Source organism: Comamonas suwonensis (assembly GCF_012844455.2).
GTDB lineage: Bacteria > Pseudomonadota > Gammaproteobacteria > Burkholderiales > Burkholderiaceae_C > Comamonas > Comamonas suwonensis.
Genome location: NZ_JABBCQ020000006.1, coordinates 17,123 through 41,600, shown reverse-complemented (window position 1 = coordinate 41,600; position 24,478 = coordinate 17,123). Strand labels below are relative to the sequence as shown.

At 59.5% G+C, this 24,478-nt stretch carries 21 protein-coding genes; 15 read left to right on the top strand and 6 right to left on the bottom strand.

Annotation, left to right across the window (positions count from 1 at the left end):
- Positions 1–7: 7 nt before the first annotated feature.
- From flgL to HF327_RS08295, 7 genes are all read left to right on the top strand, one after another.
- Positions 8–1,210 (top strand): flagellar hook-associated protein FlgL, encoded by a 1,203-nt coding sequence (gene flgL / locus HF327_RS08325; protein ID WP_169107803.1) that lies wholly within the window; start codon positions 8–10, stop codon positions 1,208–1,210.
- Positions 1,211–1,265: 55 nt separating this feature from the next.
- Positions 1,266–2,549, top strand: coding sequence for an HDOD domain-containing protein (locus HF327_RS08320; protein WP_169107802.1), 1,284 nt, complete (start codon positions 1,266–1,268; stop codon positions 2,547–2,549).
- Positions 2,550–2,727: 178 nt separating this feature from the next.
- Positions 2,728–3,909: an EscU/YscU/HrcU family type III secretion system export apparatus switch protein gene (locus tag HF327_RS08315; RefSeq protein ID WP_169107801.1), complete on the top strand. Its 1,182-nt coding sequence runs from the start codon at positions 2,728–2,730 to the stop codon at positions 3,907–3,909.
- Positions 3,909–6,011: a flagellar biosynthesis protein FlhA gene (gene flhA, locus HF327_RS08310; protein WP_169107800.1), complete on the top strand. Its 2,103-nt coding sequence runs from the start codon at positions 3,909–3,911 to the stop codon at positions 6,009–6,011. The genes HF327_RS08315 and flhA overlap by 1 nt, the downstream gene beginning before the upstream one ends.
- A complete protein-coding gene (gene flhF, locus HF327_RS08305) occupies positions 6,008–7,621 on the top strand; it encodes a flagellar biosynthesis protein FlhF (protein WP_169107799.1) in 1,614 nt (537 codons plus the stop codon). The genes flhA and flhF overlap by 4 nt, the downstream gene beginning before the upstream one ends.
- Positions 7,614–8,471, top strand: a complete 858-nt coding sequence (locus HF327_RS08300; protein WP_169107798.1) for a hypothetical protein — start codon at positions 7,614–7,616, stop codon at positions 8,469–8,471. The genes flhF and HF327_RS08300 overlap by 8 nt, the downstream gene beginning before the upstream one ends.
- 5 nt (positions 8,472–8,476) lie before the next feature.
- Positions 8,477–9,196, top strand: coding sequence for an RNA polymerase sigma factor FliA (locus HF327_RS08295; RefSeq protein WP_169107797.1), 720 nt, complete (start codon positions 8,477–8,479; stop codon positions 9,194–9,196).
- Between the two features lie 224 nt (positions 9,197–9,420).
- On the opposite strand, the gene HF327_RS08290 is transcribed toward HF327_RS08295, so the two are convergent.
- The 5 genes from HF327_RS08290 to HF327_RS08270 form a co-directional block, all read right to left on the bottom strand.
- On the bottom strand, positions 9,421–9,720 hold the full coding sequence (locus HF327_RS08290; RefSeq protein ID WP_169107796.1) for a flagellar protein FliT: 300 nt from the start codon (positions 9,718–9,720) through the stop codon (positions 9,421–9,423).
- Between the two features lie 4 nt (positions 9,721–9,724).
- Positions 9,725–10,138 (bottom strand): flagellar export chaperone FliS, encoded by a 414-nt coding sequence (fliS, locus tag HF327_RS08285; protein ID WP_169107795.1) that lies wholly within the window; start codon positions 10,136–10,138, stop codon positions 9,725–9,727.
- 93 nt (positions 10,139–10,231) lie between these two features.
- The gene (gene fliD, locus HF327_RS08280) at positions 10,232–11,674 is read right to left on the bottom strand and encodes a flagellar filament capping protein FliD (protein WP_169107794.1); all 1,443 of its coding nucleotides are present in this window, start codon (positions 11,672–11,674) and stop codon (positions 10,232–10,234) included.
- A gap of 165 nt (positions 11,675–11,839) precedes the next feature.
- Positions 11,840–13,438, bottom strand: a complete 1,599-nt coding sequence (locus tag HF327_RS08275) for a flagellin N-terminal helical domain-containing protein (protein WP_169107793.1) — start codon at positions 13,436–13,438, stop codon at positions 11,840–11,842.
- Between the two features lie 308 nt (positions 13,439–13,746).
- Positions 13,747–15,276, bottom strand: coding sequence for a flagellin (locus HF327_RS08270; RefSeq protein WP_169107792.1), 1,530 nt, complete (start codon positions 15,274–15,276; stop codon positions 13,747–13,749).
- A 379-nt stretch (positions 15,277–15,655) separates the two neighbouring features.
- Here HF327_RS08270 and motA point away from each other — a divergent pair, with 379 nt between their 5' ends.
- The 4 genes from motA to HF327_RS08250 all read left to right on the top strand — a co-directional run bounded on the left by motA (position 15,656) and on the right by HF327_RS08250 (position 18,702).
- Positions 15,656–16,516 carry a flagellar motor stator protein MotA gene (gene motA, locus HF327_RS08265; protein ID WP_169107791.1) on the top strand — a complete coding sequence of 287 codons (861 nt, stop codon included), beginning with the start codon at positions 15,656–15,658 and terminating at the stop codon, positions 16,514–16,516.
- Between the two features lie 42 nt (positions 16,517–16,558).
- Positions 16,559–17,620: a flagellar motor protein MotB gene (gene motB, locus HF327_RS08260; protein ID WP_169107790.1), complete on the top strand. Its 1,062-nt coding sequence runs from the start codon at positions 16,559–16,561 to the stop codon at positions 17,618–17,620.
- A 71-nt stretch (positions 17,621–17,691) separates the two neighbouring features.
- Positions 17,692–18,078, top strand: coding sequence for a chemotaxis response regulator CheY (gene cheY, locus HF327_RS08255; RefSeq protein ID WP_099740009.1), 387 nt, complete (start codon positions 17,692–17,694; stop codon positions 18,076–18,078).
- A gap of 3 nt (positions 18,079–18,081) precedes the next feature.
- Positions 18,082–18,702 carry a protein phosphatase CheZ gene (locus HF327_RS08250; RefSeq protein ID WP_169107789.1) on the top strand — a complete coding sequence of 207 codons (621 nt, stop codon included), beginning with the start codon at positions 18,082–18,084 and terminating at the stop codon, positions 18,700–18,702.
- Between the two features lie 184 nt (positions 18,703–18,886).
- On the opposite strand, the gene fliE is transcribed toward HF327_RS08250, so the two are convergent.
- A complete protein-coding gene (fliE, locus tag HF327_RS08245; protein ID WP_169107788.1) occupies positions 18,887–19,195 on the bottom strand; it encodes a flagellar hook-basal body complex protein FliE in 309 nt (102 codons plus the stop codon).
- A gap of 173 nt (positions 19,196–19,368) precedes the next feature.
- Here fliE and fliF point away from each other — a divergent pair, with 173 nt between their 5' ends.
- The 4 genes from fliF (at position 19,369) to fliI (ending at position 24,445) form a co-directional block, all read left to right on the top strand.
- Entirely contained in the window at positions 19,369–21,066 is a 1,698-nt protein-coding gene (fliF, locus tag HF327_RS08240) for a flagellar basal-body MS-ring/collar protein FliF (RefSeq protein WP_169107787.1), read from the top strand.
- A 178-nt stretch (positions 21,067–21,244) separates the two neighbouring features.
- Positions 21,245–22,240, top strand: coding sequence for a flagellar motor switch protein FliG (fliG, locus tag HF327_RS08235; protein WP_099740013.1), 996 nt, complete (start codon positions 21,245–21,247; stop codon positions 22,238–22,240).
- Positions 22,233–23,054, top strand: coding sequence for a FliH/SctL family protein (locus HF327_RS08230; RefSeq protein WP_169107786.1), 822 nt, complete (start codon positions 22,233–22,235; stop codon positions 23,052–23,054). Before fliG ends, HF327_RS08230 begins: the two co-directional genes overlap by 8 nt.
- Positions 23,051–24,445 carry a flagellar protein export ATPase FliI gene (gene fliI, locus HF327_RS08225; protein WP_169107785.1) on the top strand — a complete coding sequence of 465 codons (1,395 nt, stop codon included), beginning with the start codon at positions 23,051–23,053 and terminating at the stop codon, positions 24,443–24,445. Before HF327_RS08230 ends, fliI begins: the two co-directional genes overlap by 4 nt.
- The last annotated feature ends 33 nt before the right edge of the window (positions 24,446–24,478 follow it).

Genomic DNA, 24,478 nt, shown 5'->3' with positions numbered 1-24,478 from the left:
AACAGGCATGAGCATTAACCGCATTGGCACGGCCAATATGTATGACAGCACCATCTCCAACCTGGGCTCGCGTCAGAGCAGTCTGGTTGAGCTGATGGAAAAGACTACCGCAGGCAAGCGCGTGCTGCGCGCCAGCGATGACCCTGTTGCCGCAGCGCAGGCCGAGCGTGCACGCACGCGCATCACCCGCTCTGAAAACGAGCAGCGTGTGCTGGGTGCTCAGCGTGACGTGATTGCGCAGGGGGAATCTGAGCTGGGCAAGGCCCATGGTGCCTTGCAGGATTTTCGGGATCTGTTGGTTCAAGCCGGTAACGGCTCTTACGACCAAGTGGCCCGTGATGCGCTGGTGAAGCAAATGGAAAGTCTGCGCGATCAGATTCTGGGCTACGCCAACGCCAAGGACTCCAATGGTTTGCCCATCTTCCGTGGGCTGGGTAGCTCCGATACGCCTTTGCAAAGCGTTCCACCGGGCGCACAAAGCTCGCTCAACCCCGGACAGAACACGGGCAGTGACAATGGCCTTCCTATCTCGCTGGACGGGCATGCTGCATGGCTCAACGTACCTACGGGCAACGGCGTTTTTGAAGTCGGTAGCGGCGTATCCAACTCTGGCAAGGCCTGGGCGGATACGGGATCGATCACGGACCCAAGCAAGGTGACAGGCGACAGCTATACGCTGGTGTTTTCCAAGGATCCCGCGTCTGGAGCGGTCAGCTATGTGATCAACTCCAGCGCTGGTACGTCGACACCTTCGGCCACCTATAAAGCGGGTGAGGCGATCACCATCAATGGTCAGCAAATCGTCATCAAGGGTGAGCCAGCCAATGGCGACAGCTTCACCATGGCACCCAGCAAGCGCACCGATATCTTCACGGTGCTTGATCAGGCTATCAGCACCGTCAAGAGCGGCACCAACGGATCTGCAGCGCTGCAGCAGGGACTGGGGCGCGCCATGAGCGAGCTGGACTCTGGCATGAACCGGGTGCAGGCTGTTCGCAGCTATGCGGGCGATCAGCTCAATCGTGCGGATCGACTTGAGTCGGATATGAAAGATCAGTCGCTGACGCAAGAAGGAGCGCGCTCACGTGCAGAAGATATCGATATGATCACTGCGCTGTCGGATGTGGAGACGCAAAAGGTGGGTTTGCAAGCCGCCTTGCAGTCTTATGCGCAGATGCAGAAGCTCTCTCTTTTCAACTACATCAGCTGATCGCGGCGGGCCTGGCCCGTCTTGATGGCTTGCATGTCACCAGCCTACGCGTTTCATGGTTCAGTCTGCTCTCAGTTCTTTGACACTTGGCTACCGGCCACTCTGGGGCCGTGCGCGGCGTCTGGCGGGGATTCAGCTCTATGTGCATGAAGACCCCGGCACCAGCGCCGATCTGGCGCACTTTCTGCGCAGCGTGGATGAAATCTGGAGCCGGCAAGCGCCGCCGCTACTGGTCTCGCCTCAGTCCCGCCAGGTGTTGTGCAATCTGCTGGAGCATGCGCCGCAAGGCAGTCCGTGGATTGAGGTGCGCGGCGACTGGCTGGCGCAAGATGAAGGCATTTACGCGCTGGTGCAAAAAGCCAAGGCCCGCGGGCTGATGCTGGTCTGGGCTGGCGGGTTGGCCGATGTGCCTGATGCCGATGCAGCCCGCTGCTTTGCCAGCAGCTTGCTGAGCCTGCCGCCGGAGGGTGCCAGCGGCATTGCCAATAGCGTGAGATCGGGTGAAGTCAAGGTATCGCTGGCCGTGAAAGCCGCAGACAAGCCGCAAGCGGCCCACTTTTTTGCGAGTCCACCGCTGAATCTGCTCAATGGCCAGATGTATGAGGGGCTGCAGAGTCTGGCGCTGGCGCAAGCCTGCCTGGATGACTATGAAGCCGCGGCCGTGGCGGGCTGGCCTGTGGCGGACACCATACAGGCCTATCGCCTGCAGCAGCCACAGCCGTCGCGCGATGCGCTGTTCAGGCTGATGAAAGCCATCGACAAAGAGCAGTCGCTGGATGTGATGGAGGAAATTCTGGGCTCAGACCCGGTGCTGGCCTATCGCTTCTTGCTCTATACCAACTCGGCCGCTCTGGGTCTGCGCCGTGGCGTGGATTCGCTGCGTCGCGGGCTGGTCATGCTGGGGCTGGGCACGCTGGAGCGCTGGCTGGCAGACCAGTTACCCCATGCCTGCGTTGAGCAAGACCTGGTGCCGCTGCGCACCCAGGTGGTGTTGCGTGCCAAGCTGGCCGAGGAGCTGATTGAAGCCGGGGTGAGTCTGGACCTGCAGCGTGAGATGTATCTGTGCAGCCTGTTCTCGCAGCTGGATTTGATGCTGCACGAGCCGGTTGCCAACATCCTGCGTCGCACCCCGCTGAACGAACGCATTTTTGATGCCATCGTCACGCGCTCTGGTCCTTATGCCGCCGTGCTGCAGATGAGTCAGGCGCTGGAGGGGTGCGACCCGGCCCCTATTCGCCAGCTGCGCGAGCAAGAAGGCTGGGAGGCGGAAGACCTCAATCGCACGCTGCTGCGCATGCTTAGCGCGCTGAAGCTGGGTATGCCGCAACTTCAGTCTTAAGCAAAAATTCTGCATAAAAGAAGGCTTTAGCCTTTAATGAATAAGCGCAAGCAGCTATCAAAAACGATGGTTTCACTTGCGCTTTAGTCGCGCATAAACAGGGCTTGGCTGCCGCTTATCCGCGCATTGCATGGGCGCCAGATTCGGACAATCTGGCTATCCCATCCGTCCGTGCGTCATGTCCGAATCCCAAGACAAAAATCTACCCGCTACCGAGCGCAAGCTGCAGAAAACGCGAGAAGACGGTCAGGGTGCGCGTTCGCGCGATCTCTCGCATCTGGCGATTCTGGGGTCTGGTGCATTGCTGATGCTGATGGGCACGCAGCCCCTGATCAATTACATGCGCGAAGCCATGGCCCAGCAACTGGTGTTCAACGCTGCAGCCGCGAAGACGCCCGCCATGATGCTGGAGCGGGTACAGCCCATGCTGGTGCTGGGCCTGAGCGTGGCGGTCATCTTTGCATTGGTGACCACTGGCGCCTCGGTGCTGTCGGGTGTGGCTGCGGGCGGCTGGATCTTCAGCTTTAAGACCATTGAGCCCAAATTCAGCAAGCTCAGCCCCCTGTCGGGCCTCAAAAACCTGTTTTCCAAGCAGCAGATGACCACCGTGGTCAAGATGGTGCTGATGACCATTGTTCTGAGCTTTGTGGCCTGGAAGTACATGAGTGCGAACATTGCCGAGATCGCCTCGGTGTCGGCCCAGCCATCGCCCATGGCGCTGTCCATGGTCGGATCCTGGCTCAGCACCGGCGTCACGCTGCTGCTGGTTGTGGTGCTGCTGGTGGCGGTGATCGACGTGCCACTGCAGGCTTTTCTGTTCAAGTCGCGCCTGAAGATGAGCCACGAGGAAGTCAAGCAGGAGCACAAGGAATCTGATGGTAACCCTCAGCTCAAGGGCAAGCTGCGCCAGAAGCAGCGCGAGATTGCCGATCGTGCCAGTGTTTCCGCCGTGCCTCGTGCGGACTTTGTGGTGACCAATCCCACGCACTATGCCGTGGCACTGCGCTATGACGACGCCACCATGGCCGCCCCGCAGGTGATTGCCAAGGGCACAGACCTGGTAGCGCTCAAGATTCGTGAAATTGCCGGTGCGCACAAGATTCCCGTGCTGGAGTCGCCCATGCTGGCGCGTGCGCTCTATGCCCATGCCGATCTGGATCAGGCCATTCCCTCCGGTCTCTACACGGCGGTGGCCCAAGTGCTGGCCTATGTTTATCGCCTCAAGGCCGCATTGAGCGGTCAAGGCCCCATGCCTGAAGAGTTGGGCGAGCCCCCGGTGCCGGTGGAGCTGGATCCGCAGCGCGGTCGAACCCAGACCGCAGAGGCAGATGCCGCTGCGCAGCAAGAAGGTAATGTGTGATGAAGTCCAATCCTCTGCAAATTTTTCAGAAATGGTCTGGCAGCAATGCCGGCGCTCTGCAAGGGCTGACGGCTCCTCTTCTGGTGGTGGCCATCCTCGGCCTGATGGTGCTGCCGGTTCCCCCGTGGATGCTGGACACCTTCTTTACCCTGAACATCGCCGTGGCGCTGATGGTGATGATGGTGGCAGCCTACATGATCAAGCCGCTGGACTTTGCGGCCTTCCCCTCGGTGCTGCTGCTGACGACGCTGATGCGCCTGTCGCTGAACGTGGCCTCCACCCGCGTGGTGCTGATGGAGGGCCACACCGGCCCCGGCGCTGCGGGTGCGGTGATTGAGGCGTTTGGTCACTTTCTGATTGGCGGCAACTTTGCCGTGGGTCTGATCGTGTTCAGTATTCTGGTGGTGATCAACTTTGTGGTGATTACCAAGGGCGCCGAGCGTATTGCCGAAGTGTCTGCCCGCTTTACGCTGGACGCCATGCCCGGCAAGCAGATGGCCGTGGATGCCGACCTGAATGCGGGTCTGATCGACGAAAAAGAGGCCAAGCGCCGCCGTGCCGAGGTGGGTGAGGAAGCCAATTTCTTTGGCTCCATGGACGGTGCCAGCAAGTTTGTGCGCGGCGATGCGATTGCCGGCATCTTGATTCTGGTGATCAACGTGATTGGCGGCCTGATCATCGGCATGGTGCAGCACGGCCTGTCCGCCGGGCAGGCGGCAGACAGCTACATTCTGCTGGCCGTGGGTGATGCGCTGGTGGCGCAGATTCCGGGTCTGCTGATTTCGGTGGCGTCGGCCATGGTGATCTCGCGCGTGGGCAAAGATGCTGACATGGGCCGCCAGATCGTGCAGCAGCTGTTCATGTCGCCCAAGGTGCTGGGCATTACGGCAGGCGTGATGATCATGCTGGGCCTGATCCCCGGCATGCCGCACACGGTATTTCTGCTCATGGGCGCTTTGCTGGGCTGGGGCGCGTGGTCGCTCGATAAAAAAGAGAAAGCCCGTGTGGCTGAGCAAAGCAGCGCCCCTGCGCCGCAGCAGCAACAGGCGCAGGCCGATGGCGAGGCCACCTGGGACGATCTGCAGCCCGTGGACCTGCTGGGACTGGAGCTGGGTTACCGCCTGATTGCGCTGGTGGACAAGAGCCGCCAGGGCGATCTGCTGACCCGTATCAAGGGGGTGCGCCGCAAGTTTGCGCAGGAAGTGGGATTTTTGCCACCCGCTGTCCATGTGCGTGACAACCTGGAACTCAAGCCCAGCGCTTATCGCATGACGTTGCGCGGCGTGATGGTGGGCGAGGGCGAGGCCTTTCCCGGCATGTTTCTGGCGATCAACCCCGGTGGCATCACCACGCCGCTGATTGGCACCGCCACGACCGACCCGGCATTCGGCTTGCCAGCCCACTGGATCGATGAACGGCAAAAGGAAGCGGCACAAATGGCCGGTTTTACCGTCGTTGATTCGGAAACTGTGATGGCCACGCATTTGTCACACTTGATGCAAGTGCACGCGGCCAAGCTGCTGTCCCGTACCGAGACACAGCAACTGGTTGACCACGTGGCCAAGCTCGCTCCCAAACTCATTGAAGAAGTCATCCCGAAAATGGTGCCCATCACAACGTTCCAGAAAGTGCTCCAGCTGCTGCTGGAGGACTCTGTGCACATTCGTGATATCCGCACCATCATCGAGACGCTGGCCGAAAACGCCACGCAGACGAGCGACCCGGTGGAGCTGGCGCGTCGCGTGCGCATTGCGCTGTCGCCAGCCATCGTGCAGCAGATCTATGGCCCCACCCGCGAGCTCAATGTGATTGCCATCGAGCCCGGCCTGGAGCGCCTGCTGGTGCAGGCACTGTCGAATCCCAATGCCCCATCGCTGGACCCCGGCGTGGCGGAAATCCTCACACAAAAAGCGGTCGATGTCGCCAACCAACAGGAAGAGCTGGGCCTGCCCGCCTGCCTGCTGGTGCCAGACGCGATCCGCAACTCTCTTTCCAAGCTGCTGCGCCGTGTGGCGCCGCGTCTGCAGGTGCTCGCGCACAGCGAGATTCCCGAGACGCACACCATACGCATCGGCCCGATTCTTAAAGGTGCATCCGCATGAACATCAAACGCTTTTACGCCCCGACCGCCCGTGAGGCACTGGCCAAGGCGCGCATGGTTTTTGGCGACGGCACCCTGATTCTCTCCAACCGTCAGACGCCTGATGGCGTGGAAGTCATGGCGACGGCTGAAGAAACGCTGAAGGATATGGACGCTGGTCTTGAAACCAGCTCTCCCCTGCAGCAAGCACTGGAGCGCCGTGCCGCTGATGAAAGCATGGGCTTGCGCAAAGAACGTGCGCCCAAGCGCGCCGAAAGCCGCAGCGAAGGCATGAGCACGCTAGACCATGTGCTGGCCCGCCAGACTGCCAAGGAAGAGCAGGCACGAGAAATGAAAAGCCAGGTGCAGAGCCAGGCCGCGCAAGTCAAGCCCATCAAGGAACTGGCCCAGCACTCCGTGCAGGACGATGTAGAAGAGCTCTCCATGAGCACGCTGACCTTCCAGGACTATGTGCGCGAACGCATGCTGCGCCGCCGCCACGAATCCTCGCTGGAGAGCAGTGATGCCCTACCCACTTTCGCCCAGAGGGTGCAGGATCGCAACAGCGAACGCCCTGCGATGGCTACCAAGGCCGCTGCTGCCAATGCGGGGGTGGCACGCCATAACCCGATGCGCCCCGAGCCGATTCAGACCAAGGAAAGCATCGCCAAGGCTGCGCCCGCAGCGGCTCCTCAGAACTTTATGGCTGAGATGCAGTCCATGAAGGACTTGATTGAAGAGCGCTTCAACACCCTGACCTGGCTGGGTCAGACGCGCCAGAACCCCATTCAATCCAGTCTGATGCACAAGCTCATCCGCGCTGGCTACTCACCCACACTCTCGCGTGCGCTGATTGAGCGCCTGCCTGCATCATTGTCTGCGGGCGACGCCGTGCGCTGGCTCATGCAGGTGCTTGAGCGCAATCTGCGCACCGATGCTGCCCAGCCCGCTATTTACGACCAGGGTGGCGTGTTCGCGCTGGTGGGGTCAACCGGTGTGGGCAAGACCACGACCACGGCCAAGCTGGCCGCGCTGTGCGCCGCCAAGCACGGTCCTGCCTCTGTGGGCCTGATCACGCTGGACACCTACCGCATCGGCGGTCATGACCAGCTGCGCACCTATGCACGCATGCTGGGCATGGTGGCCCACCAAGCCCATGACAAGGCTGCGTTGCAAGACCTGCTGGGTCTGCTGCAAAGCAAGAAAATGGTGATCATCGACACCACAGGTGTGGCCCCGCGCGACCCCCGTAAAGACGAAATCATGGATGTGCTGGCTATCGACGGCGTGCAGCAACTGCTGGCCGTCAACGCAGCGGCGCAAGGCGATGCGCAGGACGACGTCATGCAGGCCTTCAAGGCCCGTGGCTCGCACCAGGCCATCCTCACCAAGGTCGATGAAGCCGTGAAGATCGGTCCATCGGTCGACACCCTGATTCGCCACCAGATTCAGCTGCGCGGCGTGACCAACGGCCAGCGCGTGCCTGAAGACTGGGAGCGCGCTAGTGCCCAGTTGCTGGTGTCGGCCTCCATGCGATCAGCGGTCAAATCCGCATTTGATCCGCAGTCGCTGGATCTGGATTTCTTCTTCACCCCCTCGTCTGCCAACGGCATCGAGGCCGCCCATGCTTGAGCGTCGCTCCCCCATGCATCAGGGCATGGCCCTGCATGTCAGCGATGCGAGTACCGCTGGTCTGCGCGTGCTGGCCATGCTGCAAAGCGCCTCGGGTGCGGCGGCAGAGCAGGCCGTGCTCTGGCCGCTGTGCGCCCAGTTGCAACGCCTTGGGCAAAAAGTACTGGTGCTGGATGGCAGCCAGACAGAATCCCTGCACACGCCTGGCCTTGCACAGCTGCTGGTGCAGCACGCATGGCAGGCGCAGGCCGGGCTGCGCTCTACCGTCAGTGATACCCAGTCCGTAGCCAGCCTGCCAGCACGCCAAGGGCTTAAACAGCTCAAGGCCACGGCCGATGAAATGGGCATGGATTTGTTGACGGCGCTGCAAGCCTATGTGCGCGGCTACACCACGGTCATCATCTATGCGAGCAGTGAGGCGTTGACGCCTCTGCTGCAAGGCCAGGGTCTACAACCGCTGCTGGTCGTGCCGCCCGATGCAGAGCATTTGATTGACAGCTATCGGCAGCTCAAGCACCTTGCCGTGTTTGCGGGCGTGGAGTGCACGATTGCCGCGCTTGAGTCTCCTCTTGCCGAAAGCGGTCCGCAAAAATACGACTGGAGTCGCCAGCAAAGCAGCGTGCTCACAGCCAAGCAAAATGCTCAGACACGCTTACAGCGTCTGAATGCTTTGCTACAGTGTTCGCAGCGCCACTTGGGCGATGCACCGGTGCTCATGCGTTTGCGCTGGCGTCAAGCCAGTGACCTGCATCAGCTCACACTGCACATGCTCAAGACGGCCTGTATCCTGCCCATGCACACCCAGCCCGCAGCGGCTGCTGCGCCTGAATCTCTTGTCTGGAGCCATTGACTGCCATGTACACCGCCAAAGGCCAACTCGACCGCGATGCGCTGATTCGTCAGCATGTACCGCTTGTGCGTCGGATTGCCCTGCACATGATCGCCAAACTGCCACCGAATGTGGAGCTGGATGACTTGATCCAGGTCGGAATGATCGGCCTGGCCGAAGCGCTGTCACGATTCGAGAGCGAGCAAGGCGTGCAATTCGATACTTTCGCCAGCCAGCGAATTCGCGGTGCCATGCTTGATGAGCTACGCGAAGGCGACTGGATGAGCCGCAGCTCTCGTAAAAGTCAGAAGGACATCGAGCATGCGCTGAACCGTCTGGAGCAGCGCCTTGGTCGCTCGCCTCAGGAGTCAGAAATTGCTGCCGAGCTAGGCATGGCGCTGGACGATTACCAGTCCCTGCTGGGCAAGGTACGCGGCACCCAGCTCGTCTACCTGGAAGACATGGGTGGTAGCGACGCTGACGGCAGTGACGACTATCTGGATCGCCATGTCGCCGACGCGGGTGCCGATCCCTTCGCGCTGCTGCGCGATCAGCGTTTGCGCCTGGCTCTGGTCGATGCCATCAAAAACCTGCCAGAGCGCGAGCAGTACGTCATGGGCATGTACTACGAGCACGACATGAATCTCAAGGAAATCGCCGCTGTGCTGGGCGTGACCGAATCCCGTGTCTGCCAGCTGCATAGCCAGGCTATTGCCCGCCTGCGCACCAAGATGCGCGCACATTGATTGCCGTGGTTCGCTGTTGGCGAACCTCTTCAGAAACCAGCCGCTGTGGTTGCAGATATGGATCTGTGAACCAGGCGGCTTCTCTTTGGTCGGCACTTTTAATTTGATAGCACTCTATCGATTGATGGTATTGCACTTGAAGCCAAATATTCATCTGAATAAAGACCCAAAGAGAAAGCCCTATTGCATTGCTGCAGCAGGGCTTTTTTGTGGAAGTTTTGTGATCAGTGCATCACATGCGGCTGGCCGTCAAACATGTGCTCAAAAGTGGCCAGCCAGGGCTCGGCCAGTACGCGAATCTGGGCATCGTTGCGCAAGATGCGCTGCATGATGCGTGCCTTTTCCTTGCGCAGATCGGGGGCCAGCTTTTCATCACGAGAGCGAAAGCGCAGTTGCTCAATCAGCACGGCACAAGTGCCTTCATAGCGCGCAACACCGTCCCAGTCTTTTTCCTGAGCGGCTTGCAGCATCTTGGCACTGCTCTCCTCAATGGCGCGGTAGAAGTCGATCAATGTGTGCTCCATATTTTTAAGCACTGGCAGGAGCCGGTGCATTTGTTATTTCAGTCCAGCCCTGTGCCACGGTCCCCACAAGGTTTGCTACTTCATCCACCATGCGCGCATCGTTGCGGGCATTGGCTAATGTCAGCTGTGTCGTGCAGTACTCATAAAGAGAGGCCAGATTGCCGGCCAGCTCACCGCCTTTTTCCTGATCAAGAGCGCCCAGCAGACCTTCTTGCAGAATGCGTATGGCCTTGCTGATATGGCGCACTTTCTCGCTGATATCGCCGCGCTCAATTGCGCCACGAGCGGCATTGATAGACGCCAGCAGGCCATCAAACAGCATCTTGATCAACTGCTGAGGTGATGCGCTGTCCACCATGGATTGCACACCCACCTGACGGTAAGCCGACATTGCGCGCGCATTAGCAGGGGAAAACATCACGACACTCCTTAGATGCAGTTTCTCAAATTACTGCTTTTGTTATCGGCAGACTCAAAGGGGAATTAAGTCCTATCTTCAGCGCTTGATAGTTCAGCTGCTGGACTTGTTCCAGGAAGCGACCTGCTGGGTGATATAGGTATCCAGCGCGGACAAGCTCGCCATCTGTGTATCCAGCCGCGAGTACTGGGCGCGCAGCCGTGTTTCATAAGCCGCAATGCGCGAACTCTGGCGAGACTGGTCCGACGAATTGCGCTTCAAAGACTCCTTGAGTGAGGTGTCCTTGGTACTAAACATTCCATCCGTCGCCAGCAATCCGGTCGTGAAATCTTTCAAGCGAATCGCGAGACCATCCTCGTTGGCATCTTCCACATCTACAGCAAAAAATTGAGACAGACTCTCCGGGTCCTTGAGTGCCTTGTCCAGCTTGGTGTCATCTATCTTGAGCGTGCCATCTGCCTGAAAGGCAAGACCGATCTGCGACAAACTGCCAAACGCACTGTCTGAACCGCCAGGGCCGGACACGATACGGCGCAGAGCCGATTGCAGGTTCACCGCAGTGGAGTCACCTTGCAAGGTACCGGCAGTCTTGCTGTCCTTGTCGTAAGCCGTCATCGTTTTGAGCGCACTGCTCAAAGCGTTGTACGACTCCACCAAATTCTTGAGCGCCGTCTTCCCTGCTGCGCTGTCATTGGCAATGGTGATGCGCACGGGCTCAGCGTCTTTGACTGACTTTTGCGAAACCGTCAGCGTCACACCTTCCGCCACGTCCGTGAAGGTGGAGGTGTGCGACGCCATCTGAATGCCATTGATGGTGGCGAGTGTGTCTTGCGCCTGCACAGATCGGCTCATGCTGCCAGCGGTATTTCCGCCGTCATACGCAAGCTGCTGCAAGCCCGCGCCCTCTGCCTCCACCTTGAAAGCCGAATTGACACCCGTGGTCTTGGACTGCAGCACCAGGCGCTCGCCTGTGTGATCCTTGAGAACGGTAGCGCTGACATCGCCCTTGGCGGCATTGATCTTTGCTGCAATCTTGGCCAGGGAATCATCTTCGGCCGTGATATCCACGGTGAAGCTGACTTCCTTGCCGTCCTTGTCATTGGGCTTGAAACCGCTAGACACACCCGCTTTATCGGTACTGTCCCATTGCCCCATGGTGATGGTCAGCTTGCCGGTCCCCAAAGCTGAGCCATTGGTCACCAGACCCGAGCCCACCGTCTGGCCTGCGGCCATTTGCGAAACCATCAAGTCATAAGTGGCTTGCACCGCAGCCGACGTGGCTGTACCGCTGACGGCAGCCGAATTGGACGAAGTCAAGGTATTGCCCAGCCAGGTATCTTTCTTGGTGAGTTTGGCGGCCTGCTCCTGCAAATTGGCAATCTGAGATTTGAGCTGACTGAATGCCGAAATTTGCGTATTGATGCCTGTGGCCTTGGTCTGCAGCGTGGCCAGAGGCTTGGACTCCAGCGCCACCAGCTGCGAGACGATGGACTCCACATTCAGTCCACTGCCAATACCCACCGAATTGATACCCATACAAATCTCCCTAGCCGCAAACGCGCACGCGCGCAGCACACATGGTTTGCGTCATTGAATCGGTGGGCTGACATACTCAGCCTGCCACCTGTGGACAGTACTGCACACGGTTTATCGGCAAAAAGCCAAGCCACTTGAGTGCAGAACTTCGCTCGGTTACCTGAATTAACCCTGGAGCAGCTTGAGCACTTGCTGGGGCAGCTGATTCGCCTGAGCCACCATGGCCGTTCCCGCCTGTTGCAGGATCTGCGTGCGGCTCAGATTGGCGGTTTCAGCTGCAAAGTCAGCATCCATGATGCGACTGCGAGATGCGGAAAGGTTTTCGGCATTGACACTTAGATTGCTGACGGTGGTCTCAAACCGGCTCTGTACCGCACCCAGTGTGGCACGGGCTCCATTGACCGCAGTCAGTGCAGCGTCCATGGCCAAAATTGCGTTGTCTGCAAATTCGGCATCCAGCACATTAAGGTCTGCAAAGCCTTTCTTGTCAGCCTCAGCACCTACGAAGCCTCTAGTTCCAGGGACGCGCTGGGGGCTCGACTCATTGGTTGTTCCTACTGACAAACCCGTCGCTGCAGCAATAACGTCGTTATCGGTAACAGGGATCGTTTGTGGGGCGGGTAAACCGACAACCACATCACCGGATGCGGACGTTAGTGAAAGTGCGCCATTCACAATGGATGCTTGCACCTTAGGAGTAGTGCTTGCTGAATTGATTTGGGTTACCAAATCATTGATCCGATTGCTAGCGCTTTCCTGCGCAGGCAAATTCAGTGTCACGCCATTGATTTGCACGCTTGCTGCAGGCATGCCACCCGAGGTCACACTCTTTGCCGCGTTCACGCTCAGAGTAGTGTTACCGAGAGGGGACCCGGCAGACGGAGCGACAACCGCACTGCTCGTTGTGTTGTTGACGATCTCAATCTTGCCATTCACCACACTCACAGAAACTGCACCTGCACCTAGCCCGTTCGGAACGGCTGCATTCAGCGCAGTCTGAATATTCGTTGCCAAAGTGTCTTTGGCAGTCGCTATTTGAACGGCGGTCGCAGGCGGTGTTCCAACCGCAGTGACTGCAGCGACATTCACGGCCGTTCCGCCATTGATCGACAGAGTAGATGGGCCATAGGAGCCATCTACAGCCGGATCGGCAATGTTCCAGCTGGTTTTGGCAGGGACGGTCACGACTGCGTTACTGCCAGCAATTGCAGAACCCGTCAGTTTTGATGGAACAGCCACGCTCTCCCAACTACCCAGGGTATCCACATTGGCATTCACAATTGCGGAAATATCGATGGTCTGCCCCTGATTAGCGCCCACCTGAAATGCCATATTGGTGAAGGATCCATCCAGCAGCTTGGTCCCGTTAAAGCTGGTCTGCTGTGCCACGCGCGTCACTTCAGCTTTGAGCTGCTGTACTTCCGCATCCAGCGCTGCACGGTCTTCCAGGGAATTTGTCGCATTGCGGGCTTGTACCGCCAATTCTCGAATGCGCTGCAGGTTGTTACCCAGCGAACCCAAGGCACCTTCAGCGGTCTGCGCCAGCGAAATGCCATCGTTGGCATTGCGCATCGCAACGGTCAAACCGCGCACCTGGGTCGTCATGCGCTCAGAAATGGCCAGGCCTGCGGCATCATCCTTGGCGCTATTGATGCGCAGGCCCGATGACAGGCGTTGCATGGAGGTCGCCAGCTGACTTTGGGATGAGCTCAGACTGCGCTGTGCATTGAGTGACTGGATATTGGTATTGATGATGGCTGCCATGCATGTGCTCCTGTTTCAAGCCAGTAAACCGGCGACGTACTAGCCGTTTTCACGGCCAGCGAACGGCGCTGGCCCACGTGACCGGAAACGTCGACAAAAGTCTGGTATTCCGGGTACGAAGATTGTTGAGGCAAGCCAGTCCATGCATAAGACCGAAAAGCAGCCCAAAGTCCCGCTATTTGTGGGATTGAGCCGTCCGCGGAAAAGCGCCCAGAGCACAGTAGTTCAAAGCTCCAGACGCAAAAAAGGTCTCCGAAGAGACCTTTTTGAAAACCGTTGGCAGAGCACTGCCAGGGAGAATTTCGCGCTTAGCGCAGCAGGGACAGCACGCCTTGTGGCAGCTGATTGGCCTGGGCCACCATAGCCGTACCGGCCTGCTGCAGAATCTGCGAGCGGCTCAGATTGGCGGTTTCCGAAGCAAAGTCAGCGTCCATGATACGGCTCTTGGAAGCCGAGAGATTTTCGCTATTCACGCTCAGATTGGAGACTACCGATTCAAAGCGGTTCTGGATGGCACCCAGGTCAGCACGTGCGGAGTTGACCGACTTCAGTGCTGCGTCCATGGCCAGGATGGCGTTGTCAGAACCTTCAACGGTCGAGACATCAATGCCTTGAAAGCCTTTTTTAGTTTCAGCAGCCTTGTAACCGTCGACAGTGCCCGCAGTATCAACTGCCTTGAAACCGTTCGCTGCCAGAAGATCGACCTTATCGGTCTCAATCTTGATATCGCCAGTCTTGCTATTCAGCACCACCTTGTCGCCTTGAACCGAAGCTGTGACATTGGTTTGCGATGTATAGCCATTGATTGCATCAACCAGCTGCTGGCGACGAGCATTAGGATCACTGCTGTACTGACCCTTGACCTCAATTCCAACGCCATTGATCTTGAAGTTGTCTCCCGTCAAGGCGGAGAATGCGCCGGTACCAGCAGCTGCGGTTGCATTAGCTGCAGTGATTTCAGTACCCGTTTTAGCGATCTTGATTGTGTCGTCCAACGAGGCGTTTGTCAGATCTATTTTTCCAGCACCATCGTAGGCGATGGAAACACCGGCGGGCAGTTGATCTTTGAAGCCGTTGTAGATCTGGTCTGCAATGGCTTTTTGCATCGCAGCATCATCAGATGGGGCCGTCTTGGCGGCGTCAAGAGGGATCGCGCTCAGGGTAACTGTCTTATCACCGATGGTGACGTCGCCGCCAGCAAAGCCTGTGGCAGCCTCTAGCGCCGAAAAATCAAATGCAGCTGTGGTCGTGACGGGCGTCGATGTCGCATCGGCCTGTACTGCGCCGCTTGTGGTCTTTGCACCCTGAACCACGCTATTCCAGTCACCCAACTGAGAAACGCTCGAATTCTGAATCGAAGCGATATCAATTGTTTGGCCTTGATTGGCGCCCACCTGAAAAGCTTGGCTGGTGAAGGAGCCATCCAGCAGCTTAGTGCCGTTGAAAGAAGTCGTGCTGGCCACACGATCAATTTCGCTCGTCAGCTGCGCTACTTCTTTTTGCAGTGCGGCTCGGTCTTCCGTAGAGTTTGTGGCATTGCGAGACTGAACAGCCAACTCACGAATACGCTGCAGGTTGCCACCAATGGTGCCCAGTGCGCCTTCAGCCGTCTGGGCCAAAGAAACACCGTCATTGGCATTGCGCTGAGCCTGGTTCAGGCCGCGAACCTGAGCGCTCATGCGCTCGGCAATGGCCAGGCCAGCCGCATCATCCTTGGCGCTATTGATGCGCAGACCCGAAGACAGGCGCTGCATGGAGGTGGACAGCGAAGATTGCGAGGTGCCCAGATTGCGCTGAGCGTTGAGCGACTGGATATTGGTGTTGATGGTCATTGCCATGGTGCGAACTCCTTGATGCGATCAAAACGACGCCGCCACAGTGACCTGAAACTTTTCAGGGTGGGCGGCGGCGGCAGCCCAATCCAGCACCCCAGCCTGCAGTTCCTGTTTATTTGCTGCTGTGGCTCGCTGGTTACAGGGCTTTGTTTCCCTGTTGATGTTGTTATCGGAGCCATCCCCCCAAAACTTTAGAGAGTTCTGCAAATATTTTTCTGGATGTAACGGATTCAGCGTTTTGAGTCTCGGCGCGTCGCTGCGCGCCCGTGAGTGCGCATGTCAGACTTTCCCTACATATCTCGCGCTAGCTGCCGATCTATCGCCCAAACGCCCAGCTTTTTGCGCCTATGGCGGCGGGCCAGCAACTCCACAATCGGCACCTATGCTTGTTCTCATCGGTTATATCGTCGCCTTCGGCTGCATCTTTGGCATGTATGTGCTGCATGGCGGTAGCGTGGGTGTTCTTGTCAAGGCACTGCCATTCGAGATGGTGACCATTGGCGGCGGCGCGCTGGGCGCATTCATCGTGAGCAATCAGCCCAAGGTGCTCAAGGCTACGCTCAAGGCCATACCGGCTGCACTCAAGCCTTCGCGCTTCACCAAGGCGCGGTATATGGAGATCATGGCGCTCTTGTATGAGTTGCTGCAGAAGGCCCGAAAAGAGGGGCTGATGTCCATTGAGGCCGATGTGGAAGATCCGCAGTCGTCGACCGTATTTCAGAACTATCCGCAGCTGATGGCAGATCACCATGTGATGGAGTTCCTGACCGACTATCTGCGCATGATGGTTTCGGGCAACCTCAATTCCCACGAGATCGAAGCGCTGATGGACAGCGAAATTGAAGCCCATCACGCCGAGGCCCATGGTCCGGTGATGGCGCTGAACCGCCTGGCGGGTGCGCTGCCAGCCTTCGGCATTATTGCGGCCGTGCTGGGGGTGGTGAACACCATGGCCTTTGTGGGTCAACCTCCCGCAGTGCTGGGCGGCATGATTGCCTCGGCACTGGTGGGGACCTTTCTGGGTATTTTGCTGGCCTATGGGCTGGTGGAGCCCATGGCAGCCCTGCTGGAGCAGCGCGTGCAGGATGCGGCCAAGGAGTTTGAGTGCATCAAGGCCACATTGCTGGCCAGCATGCAGGGCTATAACCCGGGCACGGCTATTGAGTTTGGCCGCAAGGTGCTGTTCTCTACCGAGCGCCCCAGCTTTTTGGAGCTGGAAAACCACGTCAAGGGCAAGAAATGATGAGCGGTCACTTGCATTGCGAGTCTGATCTGGAGCGACTCCATGGCTGACAAGAAGCTGCAGCCCATCATCATCAAGCGCGTAAAAAAGGCGGCCCATGTCCACCATGGCGGTGCCTGGAAGATTGCCTATGCCGACTTTGTGACGGCGATGATGGCGTTCTTCTTGCTGATGTGGCTGCTGGGATCGACTGCCCAGGGCGAACTGCAAGGCATTGCCGCGTATTTCAACTCCCCCCTGAAGGTGGCAATGTCGGGTGGCAGCGGTGCGGGCAATAGCTCCAGTATCGTGCCCGGCGGTGGCAACGACTTATCCAAGGTTCACGGCCAGGTGCGCCGCTCGGAAGCGGATGACAACGCCAACCGTCGCTCCAGCCAGGCCATGGGGCGCGCTGATGAGTCCAAGCGGGACGCTCAGCGCCTGCATGCGCTCAAGGCCAAGGTGGAAGCGATGATCGCCAGCAACTCCAAGCTCAACGAATACCGCTCGCAGATTCGCACCGAGATCACCCAGGACGGGCTGATGATCCAGATCGTCGACGAGCAAAACCGCCCCATGTTCGACAGCGGCAGCGCCTTGGTCAAACCATATATGCGCGACATTCTTCGGGAAATTGGCGCAGCCATGGGCAGTGCGGAGAACAGCATCAGTCTCTCTGGCCACACCGATGCAGCGCCCTATGGCAATGCCGATCGGGGCTATAGCAACTGGGAGCTGTCCGCCGACCGGGCCAATGCGTCGCGCCGCGAGCTGGTGGCCGCCGGCATGCCGATGGACAAGCTGGCGCGCGTGGTGGGCATGGCCAGCAGCGACCCCTTGCTGCCCGAGGAAACGCGCGCCGCGCAGAACCGCCGCATCACGATTACTGTGCTGACCAAGGAAGCCGAGCGCCGTATGCTGGGTCAAGACAAGGACCGCAACACGGAGCAGGTAACCAGCGCCGAAGAGGCTGCCAGCACCATCAACAAGACCAAGCCAAGACCTGCTGCGCCCAGCTCGGTCGCCCAGCAGTCTTTGGGGCCCAAGGAAGAGTTTGTTGTAACAAGCCCTGAAGTTGCCCCGGAGGCTGTCGAAAAGCCTGACAATGCACGCCCATCGCCATGAAGTTGACAAATTGTTACTATCACGGCTGAAGATTTGTTCCCACGCACCTATTCCGACCGAAAGGGCCTCTCGTGGCTAATGCCCTGCGATTTTTGATTGTTGACGACTTCTCCACCATGCGCCGTATCGTGCGCAACCTGCTCAAGGAGAGTGGCTTTGCCGATGCCGATGAGGCCGAAGATGGCATGGTTGCCATCAACAAGCTGCGTGCCAGCAAGTTTGATTTTGTGGTGACCGACATCAACATGCCGAACATGAACGGCTTTCAGTTGCTGACCGAGATCAAGCAGGACGAGAAGCTCAAGCATCTGCCTGTGCTGATGGTGACGGCCGAGGCCCGCAAGGAAGACATCGTCGCTGCAGCACAGGGCGGCGCGGCTGGCTATATCGTCAAGCCCTTCACCAAGGCCACGCTGGAAGAGAAGGTCAACCTCATCATCAAGAAACTCGACCTCTAAGCCATGAGCAGCGACCCCGGGGCTTCTGTCAACGTCCATTACAAGATTGGCGTGCTCACACGCCAGTTGCATAACTCTCTCAATGAGCTGGGCTATGCGGATCGCTTGCGCGGCAGCATGGGTGAGTTGCCCGATGCGCAAAGCCGCCTGTCCTATATCGCCCGCCTGACGGGTGAGGCGGCGGACAAGGTGCTGGGCCAGGTCGAGGTGATGCAGAGCCAGCAGGATTCGCTGGCCGAGCGCACCGGCTCCATGCGCGCAGAACTCATCAAGGACCCCGTGGCCGCTGTGGCCAAGGGCGGCGTGATGAACTATCTGCAGGATGTGGAAGAAAGCACGCAGCAGACGGGCAGCCACCTGACCGAAATCATGATGGCGCAGGACTTTCACGACCTGACCGGCCAGGTCATTGCCCGCGTGGTGTCATTGGCGGCAGATCTGGAATCGCAGCTGCTGGAGCTGCTGATTCAGACCTCGCCCGAAGCCGCGCAGGCACCAGCTCTGGCGCCTGTCGAAGCCGCGCAGCCCAAGCTCGCCGGTCCTGTGGTGGATCCGGAAAACACGGTGGATGTGGTGACATCGCAAACGCAGGTGGATGATCTGCTGGCGAGTCTGGGTTTTTAAAAAGAATAGCTGCCTGCGCTTGATACATAAGCACTAGAGCCTGAAAACAGTCTGGTCTCTCTGAGACTCAGGCTGTTTTTTTGGGGATGGCTTGTTGCCGGGCGCAGGCGACAAAAAACCCGCATGTCACTAGAACATGCGGGCAAGCCTTGGAGGGCAATCTGCCGTGTCTGAGGTGCGGGAGTCACACCTGCATATTCATCACATCTGAGTAAGCCTGTACCAGACGGTTGCGTACCTGCAGCGTGGCCTGAAAGCCGATTTGCGCCTTTTGCATGGCGAGCATGGTCTGCTCAAGGCTTACGGCCGGGTTTTCCAGCTGCACTTCGCGCTGCAGCTGGCTGGAGTGGTTTTGCGCAGAGCTGACCGATTGCAGCGCGCTTTGAAGGGCTTGACCAAATCCGCCAGCCACGGGCGCAGTGCCGGCGCCGCCGACTTTGGTGAGCTGGGTGCCCAGTTGGGCGGGGGAGAGGGCAGGGATCTTCAGGTCCATATCAATATCCAACAGGCTTGATGAGTTGGAGGTGATCGTAGTTTTTTCAGCAGATGGCAGACGGGTAATAAATGGGTGAATCGGCGCTCTTATCGAGGGAACGCGATAGCCGTGAGTCCGAATAATCCACTGGACGCTAGACCCCGTGTGGGGTCTGACACCATGGAACCAAGATGTCTGCTGTAGCTGAAGTACCTGTCCCCAATGCTGTGCCTGTTTCCCGCCCTGCGATGACGCAGCGCTGGAATGCGCTCGATCGAGGTCAGCGTCTTCGCTGGGGTGCACTGGCTGCGCTGGTCGCCGTCGGTATCGTGGCCGCGGCGGTGTTCTACCGCCAGCCTGATTACAAGATGCTGTTCTCCAATGTCGGCGACAAGGATGGCGGTGCCATCGTGGCGCAGCTGACGCAGATGAACGTGCCTTACAAGTACAGCGAAGGCGGCGGCTCCATCCTGATCCCTGCAGACCGCGTGCACGATGTGCGCCTGAAGCTGGCCACGCAGGGCTTGCCCAAAGGCTCGGTGACTGGCTTTGAGCTGATGGAAAACAGCAAATTCGGCATCACCCAGTTTCAGGAGCGTCTGAATTTCCAGCGCGGGCTGGAGGGCGAGCTGACCCGCTCCATCCTCGCGCTCAACGCCGTGCAAAGCGCACGCGTGCATCTGGCACTGCCCAACCAAAACGGATTTTTCCGCGAGCAGCAAAAGCCTTCGGCCTCTGTGCTGTTGAGCGTTCACCCCGGCCGCGTGCTGGATCGCGCGCAGATTGCCGGCATCGTGCATCTGGTGGCGTCGAGCGTGCCTGAGATGGAGCCCGGCGCCGTCAGCGTGCTCGACGATACGGGCAAGCTGCTGTCGCAGTCGCCAGACGGCAGCGCTGGCAGCGTGGACATGCAGCAGTTCCTCTACACCCAGCAGGTCGAGCAGCAGTATGTGCGCCGCATTCTGGACATTCTGGAGCCCGTCGTCGGCAAGAACAATGTGAAGGCCCAGGTTTCGGCAGATCTGGACTTCAGCCAGACCGAATCAACCTCTGAGCAGCACCGCCCCAACCAGGCAGGTGACAGTGGTGCGGTGCGCAGCCAGCAGGTGATGGAGACGGGGGGCGAAGCCAAGGCGACCCCGCCCACCGGTGTCCCCGGCGCCACCAGCAACCAGCCACCGACCAACTCCACAGCGCCCATCAACGGTGCCAACCCAGCGCCTCAGGCTGCTGATGGGGGTCAGGGGCGTGGCGCGCAGGGCAGCGGCAAGCGAGAGTCGATTACGAATTACGAAGTGGACAAGACCGTCAAGGTCACACGCGGAAGCACCGGCAACATCAAGCGCCTGACAGCGGCAGTGGTTGTCAACGCACCGCTGGCGGTGGCTGCGGGTGATGCCAGTACGGCGGCGGCTGCAGCGGCAGTCAGCTCGGGTATGCGACCGCTTTCGGCCCAGCAGCAAGAGCAATTGCTGATGCTGGTGCGCGAGACCGTGGGCTACAGCGCGGATCGCGGCGACTCGGTCAATCTGGTCAGTGCGCCATTCATGGATAGCAGTGCTGCACCGGTCGAGCTGCCCATGTGGAAAGACCCTGAAATTCAGGCCATGGCCAAGAGCCTTGGCGTGCCGATTGCGCTGGCGCTGTTTGGCGCACTGGTGCTGCTGGGGCTGGTTCGTCCCTTGCTCAAGGCGAGCAAGACGGCGCCCGGTGGTCAGCTCAACGCGATTGAAGGCGATGCGCTGGATCGCCCAGCCTTGGCTGGCCCGGTGACGGATCTGTCGCCGACCAAGGAGCAGGAACGCATGGATCAGGCGCGCAGCCTGGCCAAACAGAACCCGATTGCGGTGGCGAACATTGTGAAGACATGGATAAATGGTGAGAGCTAACCCTCTGAGGCGCTGAAGCGCCTTCCCCCTTTCTCTACGCGCTTCGCGCTATGGAATGGGGACAACACCTTCGCTGCGAGGCGGCTCTTGCTCGGTGTCACTGACTTGGGTGTGCCTGTGCAGAGCATGTGAGTGACGCCAAGCGTCATAGAGAACTGAATACACAGAGAGTTTGAATATGGACGATAGAGGTCTGAACGACGCTGCCATCTTGCTGGTCTCCCTCGGTGAGGAAGAGGCGGCTGAGGTGTTCAAACATCTCTCGCCCAAGGAAGTGCAGAAGCTGGGCGAGACCATCGCCCGCATGCGTGGTGTGACGCGGGAGAAGGTTGATTTTGTGATTGAGCGCTTCACCAGCGATGCCGCCTCGCAGAGCTTGTTGGTAGACGATGCCAGCGACTATGTGCGCTCGGTACTGAAGCGCGCGCTGGGCGATGACAAGGCCGCGCTGCTGATCGACCGCATCATGCAGGGCGGTGATATTTCGGGCATTGAAAGTCTGAAGTGGATGGACCCGCTGTCCGTGGCCGAGTTGCTGCGCGGTGAGCATCCGCAGATCGTGGCGGCCATTTTGGTGCACCTGGAGTTTGAGCAGGCCGCCGCCGTGCTGATGCAGCTGCCTGAGCGCTTTCGCAGCGAAGTCATGCTGCGCGTGGCCACGCTGGAGGGCATTCAGCCCACGGCACTCAAGGATCTGAACGAGGTGCTGTTCAAGGTGCTGGCTGGTGGCGACAAGATTCGCAAAACCTCGCTGGGCGGCGTCAAGACGGCGGCTGAAATGCTCAACCAGATGGCCGGTAATGCCGATGTGGCTGTGCTGGACACCATCCGTAACTACGACCCCGAGCTGGCGCAGAAGATCATGGACAAGATGTTTGTCTTCGACGATCTGGTCAAGCTGGACGACCGCTCGGTGCAGATGGTGCTGCGCGAAGTGGTGTCCGAGACGCTGATCGTGGCGCTCAAGGGCGGCTCCATGGAGGTGCGCGACAAGATTCTGGCCAATATGTCCATGCGTGCGGCCGAGTCGCTGCGCGAAGATCTGGACGGACGTGGACCCATGCGCCTGTCCGAAGTGGAAGCGCAGCAGAAGGAAATTCTCAAGGTCGTTCGTCGTCTGGTCGAAGAAGGGCAGGTGACTATCGGCAATAGCGCGGAGGACAGTTATGTCTAACGGCCAGCCTCCACGCTCCAATTCGCGCTTTATTCCGCAGGAAGAAATTGACAACAGCACCGTGGTGCGGTGGCGCTTTGGTGCGGTGGATGCGCCGGGCGATGCCTTCAAGCCCATGCAGGCCGCGGCCTTCATCCCTGCCGGCTCTCCCCAGTTCAACGGGTTTTCGCCTTCGATCACGCACCAGCCCCAAGCCCAGCCTGAGGCCGAAGTGGTGGAGCAGCCGCCTGCAGAGCCGGCCATTGATGAAGAGCAGTTGCAGCAATTGCTGGAGCAGGCCCGCGAAGAAGGTCATGCCCAAGGCCTGGCCGAAGGTCGCGCACAGGCACAGCAGCAATGGCAGCAGCGCATGGATGACCATATCAGCGGTGAAGGCCGTGAAAGTGTGCGCCGGGTCAACAGCGTGCTGCAGGGGCTGGAAGACAACTTCAAGCAGATGCAGAGCGCCACGGCGCAAGAGCTGCTGAACCTGGCCTGCGACATTGCCCGGCAGGTGGTGCGCCAGGAGCTGCGCAGCCAGCCACAGGCCTTGCTGCCCGTGATTCGCGAAGCGCTGGACATGCTGGTCGAAGAAAGCCGCCCGGTGACCGTGCGCCTCAATCCTGCTGACTTTGAGGTGCTCGATGAGCCCCTGCGTGCCGAGCATGGCGCGCACAGCCGCATTCAGTGGGTGGGCGATGCCTCTATTGCTGCGGGCGATGTGAAGGTGGAGTCTGGCGGTGCCGAGATTGATGGTGGTCTGGAAAAGCGCTGGCGCCGTGCTGTGGCTGCGCTGGGCCTGGTCTCCACCTGGTACGAGGGAGACAAGGCATGAGTGACAACTCCTGGCAGCAATTCATGAGCGAGGCGCGGGCGCGCTATGCCCAGCCTGTGCCGCTGGAATGCCGGGGCCGCCTGACCAAGCTAACGGGCATGGTGCTGGAGGCTTCAGGCCTGCGCGTGCCCGTGGGCGCGCAATGCCATATCCATCAACCAGGACAGGAGCCCGTGCTGGCCGAAGTCGTTGGTTTTGCTGGCGAGCGCGCGTTTCTGATGCCTGCCGGCGATATTCAGGGCTTGTCCAGCGGGGCCATGGTCGTGCCCGCTGCGCCCTTTATTCCCGTGCCCCAGCTGGGCGTGGAGGCGGCCGAGGACGTCAGCCAGACCGTGGGCGTGTTGCGCCTGCCCATGGGGGATGGTCTGCTGGGCCGCGTGGTCGATTCGCAAGGCATTCCGCTGGACCGTGGCCCCGCGCTGGAGGGCGTGGTGCCCGAGGTGCTGGACCGCAACCCCATCAACGCCATGGACCGCGACCCGGTGCGCGAGTCGCTCGATACCGGTGTCAAGGCGCTGAATTCGCTGCTGACCGTGGGGCGCGGCCAGCGTCTGGGCCTGTTTGCCGGCTCGGGCGTGGGCAAGTCCGTGCTGCTGGGCATGATGGCGCGCTACACCCAGGCCGATGTGATTGTGGTGGGGCTGATTGGCGAGCGTGGCCGCGAGGTCAAGGAATTCGTCGAAGACATTCTGGGGGCGCAGGATCGTAGTCGTGCCGTGGTGGTGGCTGCCCCGGCCGATGCACCGCCACTGCTGCGCATGCAGGGTGCCAGCTACGCCACGGCGATTGCCGAACATTTCCGCGACAAGGGCAAGCATGTGCTGTTGCTCATGGATTCGCTGACCCGCTATGCCATGGCCCAGCGCGAAATCGCTCTGGCCATTGGCGAGCCCCCGGCCACCAAGGGCTACCCGCCATCGTGCTTTGCCAAGCTGCCTGCGCTGGTCGAGCGCAGCGGCAATGGATTGCATGGTGTGGGCTCCATCACTGCTTTCTACACCGTGCTGTCTGAGGGAGACGACCAGCAGGACCCGATTGCCGATGCGGCCCGCGCCATTCTGGACGGTCACGTCGTGCTCTCGCGGGCACTGGCCGAGACCGGGCACTACCCGGCCATCGACATTGAGCAGTCGGCCTCGCGCGTCATGCACAACGTAGTCTCGCGTGAGCATTTCGAGCTGGCTCGCCGCTTTCGCGCCGTGTATTCGCGCTACCAGAAGGGGCGCGATCTGGTGCAGGTGGGCGCTTATGTGCCCGGCTCTGATCCGCAGTTGGATGAAGCGATTGCGCTGCAACCGGCCATGACCGGTTTTCTGCAGCAAAGCATGTTTGAAAGCTCCAGCATGGAGCAAAGCCTGAGCGGCATGGCGCAGGCCATGCAACAGGGTTGAGTCCGCAACGGTTGAGTGAAGGAGTTGTCCTAG